Here is a 9532-nt window from a genome sequence, read left to right on the forward strand (position 1 = left end):
AGACCTCTATTTCATCACAGACTTTTGCTGAGCAACGATTTTTGGAAAGCTGCAAGCCAACCTATCCCCGTACTTTCCCCAGGTGAATTCCTCAGCCTGCACCCGTGCAGCTCTCCCCATTTCTCTCCTCATGCATTTGTCAGCTCTGAGTCGCTCCAGGGCATTGGCGAGTGCCTCCACATCCCGTATGGGAACAACGATCCCCTCTATCCCATCCTGCACCACCGACCCGGCGTTGGGCGTGGTTACCACCGGCAGGCCGCAAGCCAGAGCTTCATAGGTCACCAGGGCGCTTCCCTCTTCAATGGTGGGGAACACAAAGACACTCGCTTGCCAATACGCCTCCACTGGGTCGTCCTGATACCCCATCAGACGCAATCCAGGCAAACCTTCATAGCGCAGAAGGATGGGCCGGCATTCGGACAACACCTGCCCTACCAACCAGAGTTCTGCATCCCGCCAGCCCAGCCGCTGCCAGGCTTCCAACAGATAGGGTACCCCTTTGCGAATCCCTATCTGTCCTACAAAGAGGGCACGGAAGGGATGGGACGCTTCTCTCTCACAAGGACGAAAGCGTGCGGTATCCACGCCAAAGGGAATCAAGAGCAGTTTCTCCTCTGGAAAACCATGTTCCTCGAAACTCTGCCGTACAAAGTCTGAGGGAATGAGGATATAGTCAGCCAAAGCTATTTCGGCCAGCCCTCTCTTGATTGTAGCGTGAGGGAGCCTAAAGGATAAACCCCAGCGGCCAAACTCCTCTTGCAGCAACTGAGCCTGGTAGATAGGATGAGTACTAGCCCGCTCCACCACCGTTATCATTCCCATTGTCCCTGCCTGCCGCAGACTACGCAGACCATAGTTTCCCCACACGTGGAAGACATCAGCAGCTTCCAGGTGCTGGCAAGCCCAGGAGTCAAAGAGAACGGCCTGTAGATGCCACAGCCATCCGGACGGCTCCAGGCTGGCTAGTTTGCGCAAAGCCCGATCCGGCAAGCCCACGGAGCGGATTTTCTCGCTGGGGATCTCCGTAGGCTGATAGGAACCACAGAGAAGGCGCTGAAGCATCCCATGGCGGTGCAGTCCCCGCACGGCGTGGTAAGCAGTGGTGCCAATACCGCCGCCCGCAAACTTGCTCCCAATAGAGTAAATGACCTCTACCCTCTCCGCCACGCCGCCTCCCGCAACCATCGGACCCCACTTAGCAGGTCGTTTCGCTCCACGGCCAGCAAAAAAACTCCGAATAGAAGAAGGAATACACCCAGTTTGAGAATTAGCACTGACAAGAGAACCTTCTCGGTAAGTATCTCTACCAGGAAACCACTGCCCCAGGCTAAAACCAGGGCCAGAGTAGGCCATACCATCAGTCGCACAGGATTGAAATCCACCAGCTGCCGCAGTGGGTGATATAGCCAGACTGCTCCAATCAGCAGCATTCCATCAGCTGCCACTGCCACACCGTTGATATCCCACAGCCAGGCACCCAGAATAACAGCAGGGACGAAGAAGAGCATTTGTGCCACTGCAGCTTTGCGGAGCTCCCACGGATGCCCCACAGCCAGCATCATATTGCCCATTAACATCACCAAGGGGTCTAGGGCTGTGTAGACCAGCATCAAACGGAATGTCCCTAGCATCGGCAACCACTTATCTCCAATGACATAGTGAATGAATTCAGGCATGAGCAGCCCAAAGGCTCCAGCCACCAGAAAGCCGCTGCGCAAGATCACATAAGCTGAACGGAAGAAGGCCTGCGAAAGCTGCAGCCGATCGTTTTGTAGGCGGGCAAAGACCGGTGTGAAGACGGTTACCAAAGGGTTTGCCAAAACCCGACGTGGGTAGTGGGCAAATTCGTAGGCTCTGGAATATAATCCCAGCGGCACCTCCCCCAGCGCCGTCCCAATCCAAAAGTCGTCAAAGCGGTCTAAGAGGTAACTCAGATTGGAAGCCACCCAAGTGGGCTTGCCGTACTCCCATAGCCAACGGATCGTTTGCTCTTTCCATCCCAGTCGAGGCTTCCACTGCCGGAAAGGTCCCCAGGTCAGGATAAAGCGCACGCCAATCCCTGAAAGCTGCTCAGCTACCAGCGCCCACGCCCCCCATCCCATCCAAGCCAAGAATGGCGCCACCATGGTCATCGTGACGGAAGCGCTTACATCAGCAGCAGCCAATTGTCGGAAGGCCAGATTCTTACGGATAAGTGTCTCTTGCACTTGGCTCAAGTTAGACAGGAAGTAGACTAAAATTAACACCGCTAGAATAGCGCCCAGGCTTGCCATTTGTGGATAGGCCCTCTGCAGAAGGGGAGTCATTATCAACAGAAGGCCAAAGGTCAAAACATCCAGCCCTAGCCGCAGGGAAAAATAGGTGCGCAAGAAAGACTCATCCGTCTCTCGGCGGTGGATAACGGCCATATCCAGCCCCAGCCCCCGAAGTTGAGCTGCCAACCCGATGTAAAAAAGAGCCAGGGCTACCACGCCAAAATGCTCAGGCAAAAGCAGCCGTGCCAGGAGTACCGAGCGCAGGAATCCCAGGGTCAGCGTAATAAGTGAGGCGCCAATGGTGTAGAGCGAACCCCAGAGGGCCTGCGTCATCAGAGGTGCTCGTTTTGTTTGCCATCTGTTGCTCAAGACAGATCCCTCACTGCTCACCATCAAATTGTATGGAGCACCAGTAGAATTAGAACCAGACCCAGTGTGGTCAGTACCCAGATGCGGCGTCCTCGCCAACCCAATACAACCCAAGCGCACCATACTATAGCGTAAAGGAGCCAGGCCAGTAACTGCCAGGATTCTACAGTGCTCCAATCCCAATAGGTGCCACGGGTGTAAAGCCCAATTATGGCATTGAGCAGCAAAGATGCAGTAAGAAAAGGAAGTCCAAGCGACACCGCACAATATCCAGCCTTCTCACCACAAGTCTTGTGAATTCTGGTCTCGGTCAACAGACAAGCCAAGGCAATGCTTCCGGCATGGATAAATGCACCGCAAGCCAAGGACAATAGCAAATGCAAAGCAAATTGCCAAGGCTGGGGTACCGCTTGCACCACAGATGCTATCTGCGACATAGGCCAGCGAACAATACCCCAAATAACCAAGGCTCCAGCGGCCAAGTCACACAGAGCTTCCCATTTCCATTCACCGTTGTATGGATGCAGGAAGCGCCATAGTATCGCCGCGGCTGCCGAAGCAACAATGACTTCAGAACCCGTCATGAGTGGCCAGCCGTTTCGTTGAGTTGCTGACAGAGCAAGACCAACGGCCAGGCACAAAAACGCCAGACCTGCTGCAGCTCGGATTACATTTTGCCATCTCCCGCTCGGGGATACATCCTGCAAGCGAGTGACCAACAGGCGAATGGCAACGTTTCCCATAAAGCAGAAAACAGCAGCAAGAAAGAGGTGAGTTGCTATCAAAGGGATAGGTGTCATTTCGTTCCACCCATAGCGAGCTGGTTTCTGTCAGCCTTATCCTGTACGCTCAATGCAGTGGCGATGTCTTGCACGAGGCTCTCAAACCATGGAGAGGCCTTTTCCATTACAGGGCTATTCGCGGTAAGGTGGAGATCAACAGCACCGCTTACAAGCCGAGCCGCCAGCCATACACGCTTGAGAGGATACCGGGTGCTGAGAATGATTCCTAGCAATACCAGAACCGCACCAGGGAGGATGAACACCAAGCCATAGTCTTGGCCGAATCTGATCACTGCGTAGCGTTGTGGATGAAATGAATAGCGGTCACCCGCAATTTCCACCGTATCTACCGTGTGGAATTGATATTGATAGAACGGTGACGTCTCAGTACCACGAAACGCCTCGACGTAGAAAGTAGGAGGTCCGTTCTCTCCAGGAGGGGATGGATTGTAAAGCAGGCGCAAAGACAGGTCACGGGTGGGCACAAGCACATATCGTTCCAGCCCACTTTGCTGGAATTGTCGAGTCAATTGACTGCCCGGCATCACATCCAGCACAACGAAGTAACGCGGGGTATCTCCTTCACGGAAGTGCAGTGCTAATTCCATGAACTGAGTTGCTCCCGTCTCAGGTGTTCGCAGTGGAAGATTCTGCCCAGTTGCATCTTGTGCCTGTATCAACAGCACTGGCTCCGTGGATGTCTGGTAAAATAGCAAACCGTGATAGAAAAGGGGGGCAGAGTTATGCAGTGTCCTTTGCACTATGTCTCCATTCTCTTGCAGGAAAGTCAACTCCGTACGCCCATCGTTCGTCTGTTTTCTCGAAGGATCAACATTTACTTCGACAGCATCAGCGCGAACTGCCAGGTTGATTCCGTGTCCAAGGGGACGAACCTGTCCAGGGCGTAAGGTCACGTTATCTTCCCACCAGGCTGTGCGTTCGCTTATTGCTAATCCACCCAGGATCAGCACCAGTCCCAGATACACCCAAAGCGGGAAAATCCAAGACCGATCAACACAGGCTAAGAGATTATCCTTCCCTGCCAAAAAGCGGTAACGTTGCTCACGCAGGATCTGCCGCACACGCTCTAGCACTCGTTCGGGAGATTCCGCGAGTTCTGGGGCGTTGACGAAGATTTCGCGCTCAAGAGCAGCATGCCACACATGCCGTGGCCGAATCAAATCTACTGTGCCTAATAACAGATTGAAGGCCAACAGGCCCAGAATACCTCGCAGCCAGAGAGAGTGGTGGATATCCGACAGCCTAAGGCGGACTAACCAGTCAGCAGCGCCATGGTAGCGCTCGCGCAGCGATGTCAGCCACAAGTTGTTGGCCGTCGCGTCAGCAATGGCTTCTGCGGGTCTTTGTGGCAGGATGAGCCCTAGGCAGATCAGCACAGCCAGGCTTGCCAGCAAGAGCATGGCCAGGTAAGGTGATGCGCATATGCGCCACAAACTATCTAGCGGGTCTTCAGAACTCCACCATTCAGCCCAGCGAACTTTCATCATGACCCTGCTTCTCTACGGCTTTCGACAGTCCAAATTTGTTAGACGATTTATCATACGCGGCTGTGCTTCTATTGTCAATCCTTCGTGGTGGCTGATTGGTTGCACTTCCTCCTGCTCGATGTTCACAACCCAGCCAGTGTGATCTAGGATATCTGTGAAACCAGCCTCTTGCCAGGAGGATGAGATCACTATGAACATTATCGAGCGTGCTCTAGATTTTGTCAAAAAGCGGTTAGAGTTCAGATAATTCAACACATGTAGCGGCGTTGGCAATAGAGTGCAGGGGATAGATATAGCCACGGCTCAAGACCGTGCTGGCATCCGTGGCGATAGCACTCTACTGAAGCGGATGGGGCATTGCCAAGCACCTCGTAGAAAAGGGGCTTGGCAATGCTTTTATTCCCAGTGCCAAATGATGCGATGGTACAACTGCATCATTTTGGAAAGAAAAACAGGTTCTCCTGGCAATGACCTACTCTCCCAGGGGCCTGCGCCCCAAGTACCATCGGCGCTGGAGGGCTTAACTTCCTGGTTCGGGATGGAACAGGGTGTTTCCCCTCCGCTCAAATCACCAGAAGAACCTGTCTTCTCAGTGCAAACACGAAGAATCTGAGACTCTTCGTTTGGGATGATAAAAGATGCCTGCTTAGCACCCTAACAATTGAACAGAATGCACAAACTCGTTTGTTGTTCACATGCGTGAGATTAAGCCCTCGACCATTAGTACGGCTTAGCTAAAGGCATTGCTGCCCTTACACATGCCGCCTATCAACCTGGTAGTCTCCCAGGGGTCTTACCTCCTTGACGGAGTGGGTGACCTAATCTTGGGGCGAGTTTCCCACTTAGATGCTTTCAGCGGTTATCTCTGCCGGGCGTAGCTACCCAGCGATGCACCTGGCGGTACAACTGGCACACTAGAGGCCCGTCCACCCTGGTCCTCTCGTACTGAGGGCAGCTCCCCTCAAGTCACCTGCGCCCACAGCGGATAGAGACCGAACTGTCTCACGACGTTCTGAACCCAGCTCGCGTGCCACTTTAATCGGCGAACAGCCGAACCCTTGGGACCTTGTCCAGCCCCAGGATGTGACGAGCCGACATCGAGGTGGCGACCCTTGCCGTCGATGTGAACTCTTGGGCAAGACTACCCTGTTATCCCCGGGGTAGCTTTTGTCCGGTAAGCTACGGCCCTTCCACACGGAACCGTAGGATCACTAAGTCCGACTTTCGTCTCTGCTCGACTTGTAGGTCTCGCAGTCAAGCTCCCTTGTGCCTTTACACTCCACGGCTGGTTTCCATTCAGCCTGAGGGAACCTTTGAGCGCCTCCGTTACCTTTTAGGAGGTGACCGCCCCAGTCAAACTGCCCACCTGGCACTGTCCCCACGCCGGATAACGGCTGCGGGTTAGGGCCGAAACTTGATCAGGGTGGTATTTCAAGGTTGACTCCACCGAGGCTGGCGCCCCAGCTTCACCGTCTCCCACCTATCCTACACAGACCAAGCCTCAACTCAATACCAAGCTGCAGTAAAGCTCCACGGGGTCTTTTTGTCCTGCTGCGGGTAAGACGCATCTTCACGCCTACTTCAATTTCGCCGGGTCCCTCGTTGAGACAGCGCCCCACTCGTTACGCCATTCGTGCGGGTCGGAACTTACCCGACAAGGAATTTCGCTACCTTAGGACCGTTATAGTTACGGCCGCCGTTCACCGGGGCTTCAGTTCTGAGCTTCTCCCTCGCTTGCGCGAAGGATAACCCATCCCTTTAACCTTCCGGCACTGGGCAGGCGTCAGCCCCTATACTTCAGCTTTCGCTTTAGCAGAGACCTGTGTTTTTGTTAAACAGTCGGCAGGGCCGTTTCTCTGCGACCCCCTCGGGCTTTGCTTAGCGCTCACCCTAACGGGGCACTCCTTCTCCCGAAGTTACGGAGTCATTTTGCTTAGTTCCTTAACGAGGGTTCTCCCGATCGCCTTGGTATACTCTACCCACCTACCAGTGTCGGTTTGCGGTACGGGCACCCGAGGTTCAACGCACAGAGGATTTTCTCGGCAGTTTGGCTTAGCCACTTGTGGCACTAAGGCACCGCCATCACCCCTCAGGATCAGGCTGCGGATTTGCCTACTGCCCTCATCTCCCTACAGGCTTAGCACCCGAATCCAATAACGGGCTGGCCTACCATCCTGCGTCTCCCCATAGCTCCCCTCAGGTGGTACGGGAATGTTGACCCGTTGTCCATCGCCTACGGCTCTAGCCCTCGGCTTAGGCCCGACTAACCCTACGCGGACGAACCTTCCGTAGGAAACCTTAGGTTTACGGCGAACACGATTCTCACGTGTTTTGCGCTACTCATCCCGGCATTCGCACTTCTGCACGCTCCACCAGTCCTCACGGTCTGGCTTCGCAGCGAGCAGAACGCTCCCCTACCACCCCGATCCTGTGGATCGGGGTCCACGGCTTCGGCGCTAGGCTTGAGCCCCGTATATTGTCGGCGCGAGATCACTCGACCAGTGAGCTATTACGCACTCTTTAAAGGATGGCTGCTTCTAAGCCAACCTCCTGGCTGTCCGGGCAATCTCACATCCTTTCCCACTTAGCCTAGACTTGGGGACCTTAGCCGGTGGTCTGGGTTGTTTTCCTCTCGACAACGGAATTCATCTCTCGCTGTCCGACTCCCAAGGTATGGAGTAGCGGCATTCGGAGTTTGGTTTGGTTTGGTAAGCTCTACGCCCCCTAGCCAATCCAGTGCTCTACCTCCGCTACTGAACCCTTGAGGCTAGCCCTAAAGCTATTTCGGGGAGAACCAGCTATCTCCAGGTTCGTTTGGCATTTCACCTCTACCCACAGCTCATCCCTCACTTTTGCAACAGTGAAGAGTTCGGGCCTCCACGAAGTGTTACCTTCGCTTCACCCTGGCCATGGGTAGCTCACCTGGTTTCGGGTCCAATCCTTGCGACTATACGCCCTATTCGGACTCGCTTTCGCTGCGGCTCCGGGTGTTACCCCCTTAACCTTGCCACAAAGATTGACTCGCCGGGTCATTCTCCAAAAGGCACGCGGTCAGGCCAACCCTGCCCGTAGGCAGGGCAACGCCCTCCCACTGGTTGTAAGCATACGGTTTCAGGTTCTATTTCACTCCGGTCACCCCGGTTCTTTTCACCTTTCCCTCACGGTACTGGTTCACTATCGGTCGTCAAGAGTGTTTAGCCTTGGAGAGTGGGCTCCCCTGCTTCCCGCAGGATTAGCGTGCCCCGCGGTACTCAAGGTCAGTGGCGGAAGTCTAGATCCCTTTCGCCTACGGGGTTATCACCCTCTATGACAGACCTTTCCAGAGTCTTTCGGCTAGAGACTAGATTGGTAACTTCCTTGGACTCCTGCAGAAGTCCTGCCACGCCTTGCAACCCCCATCATGCAACGGCTGCAGCCTTGAACACATGATGGGTTTGGGCTTTTCCCCGTTCGCTCGCCACTACTAGGGGAATGATCTCTTTTCCTGGAGGTACTGAGATGTTTCAGTTCCCTCCGTACCCTCCAACTGGCCTATGAATTCAGCCAGCGGTACCCAGGTATTGCCTGGGTGGGTTACCCCATTCGGGAATCCCCGGATCAAAGCCTGCTGACGGCTCCCCGGGGCTTATCGCAGTCAACCACGCCCTTCATCGGCTCTTGACGCCATGGCATCCACCGTACGCTCTTAGTAGCTTAATCCACGTGATACAACAATTGAAGTTTGGCATTCTGTTCAATTGTTAAGGTGCTAATCTAGCGATTGACCGCTAGCCTCTGCCGAGTAGTTCCCTGCTCTGCAGAGGGCAGAAGCCAATCGAAGGACATAAAAAACGGCTTGGTATATCAAGCCGTTTTGGGATACGTCTTGATATATCCTACAAGCACCCCTATACACTTACCTCAGCAAACAAGATTGTCAAACCCTGTCTCGCCTCACGCCTTTTGATTGAAACTATTATAGCATATGCGTTACAAATTGTCAAATCGCTGCTGCGCTTGCAGGTGGTGGAGATGAGGGGATTCGAACCCCTGACCTCCTCCGTGCAAGGGAGGCGCTCTCCCAATTGAGCTACATCCCCGTTGGCCTGTGGGCCATTCTGGACTTGAACCAGAGACCTTTCCCTTATCAGAGGAATGCTCTAGCCGACTGAGCTAATGGCCCAAGACAGAAACACCTTAACCACTAAGGAGTGATAGGAAGTGACACGCGCATCGGGAAAAGCACTCCGTTTTGCGGAGTGATTGACCTCTTGGAGCTACCCTATAGGAAATCCCAATGTCCAAATCCCAATGACCAGACCAGAATGGAGAGATATATTGGGGATTTGGTCATTTTCCATTGGTCATTCCGCAGGGTTTTCTCCCTAGAAAGGAGGTGATCCAGCCGCAGCTTCCGCTACAGCTACCTTGTTACGACTTCGTCCCAGTCACTAGCCCCACCTTCGACGGCTGCCTCCTTACGGTTAGCTCACCGGCTTCAGGTGTTGCCAGCTCCCATGACGTGACGGGCGGTGTGTACAAGGCCCGGGAACGTATTCACCGCAGTATGGCTGACCTGCGGTTACTAGCAACTCCGGCTTCATGAAGGCGAGTTGCAGCCTTCAATCCGAACTGA

At 54.2% G+C, this 9532-nt stretch carries 4 protein-coding genes, 2 tRNA genes and 3 rRNA genes; all 9 read right to left on the minus strand.

Features of this window, described 5'->3' with window-relative positions; genetic code table 11:
* Positions 1-6 precede the first annotated feature (6 nt).
* Positions 7-1170 (minus strand): glycosyltransferase family 4 protein, encoded by a 1164-nt coding sequence (locus tag H5T67_04525; GenBank protein MBC7244585.1) that lies wholly within the window; start codon positions 1168-1170, stop codon positions 7-9.
* Positions 1155-2591 (minus strand): oligosaccharide flippase family protein, encoded by a 1437-nt coding sequence (locus tag H5T67_04530; GenBank protein MBC7244586.1) that lies wholly within the window; start codon positions 2589-2591, stop codon positions 1155-1157. Before H5T67_04530 ends, H5T67_04525 begins: the two co-directional genes overlap by 16 nt.
* Before the next feature lie 59 nt (positions 2592-2650).
* The gene (locus H5T67_04535) at positions 2651-3427 is read right to left on the minus strand and encodes a hypothetical protein (protein ID MBC7244587.1); all 777 of its coding nucleotides are present in this window, start codon (positions 3425-3427) and stop codon (positions 2651-2653) included.
* Complete coding sequence (locus H5T67_04540; protein ID MBC7244588.1) at positions 3424-4917, minus strand: cytochrome c biogenesis protein ResB; 1494 nt, start codon at positions 4915-4917, stop codon at positions 3424-3426. The genes H5T67_04535 and H5T67_04540 overlap by 4 nt, the downstream gene beginning before the upstream one ends.
* Before the next feature lie 459 nt (positions 4918-5376).
* A 5S ribosomal RNA gene (gene rrf, locus H5T67_04545) occupies positions 5377-5493 on the minus strand.
* A gap of 124 nt (positions 5494-5617) precedes the next feature.
* Positions 5618-8616 (minus strand): 23S ribosomal RNA (locus H5T67_04550).
* 304 nt (positions 8617-8920) lie between these two features.
* Positions 8921-8996: transfer RNA gene (locus H5T67_04555), tRNA-Ala, on the minus strand.
* A 9-nt stretch (positions 8997-9005) separates the two neighbouring features.
* A tRNA-Ile gene (locus H5T67_04560) sits at positions 9006-9079 on the minus strand.
* 197 nt (positions 9080-9276) lie between these two features.
* A 16S ribosomal RNA gene (locus H5T67_04565) occupies positions 9277-9532 on the minus strand; the annotation flags it as partial.

The sequence above is a fragment of the Chloroflexota bacterium genome (genome assembly GCA_014360905.1).
Taxonomy (GTDB): Bacteria; Chloroflexota; Anaerolineae; order UBA2200; family UBA2200; genus JACIWX01.

Bases quoted from the DNA above. Each gene is read 5' to 3' on its own strand.
- H5T67_04530 (MBC7244586.1), bottom strand. From the start codon at position 2,591: ATGACGCAGGCCCTCTGGGGTTCGCTCTACACCATTGGCGCCTCACTT.
- H5T67_04540 (MBC7244588.1), bottom strand. From the start codon at position 4,917: ATGATGAAAGTTCGCTGGGCTGAATGGTGGAGTTCTGAAGACCCGCTA.
- H5T67_04535 (MBC7244587.1), bottom strand. From the start codon at position 3,427: ATGACACCTATCCCTTTGATAGCAACTCACCTCTTTCTTGCTGCTGTT.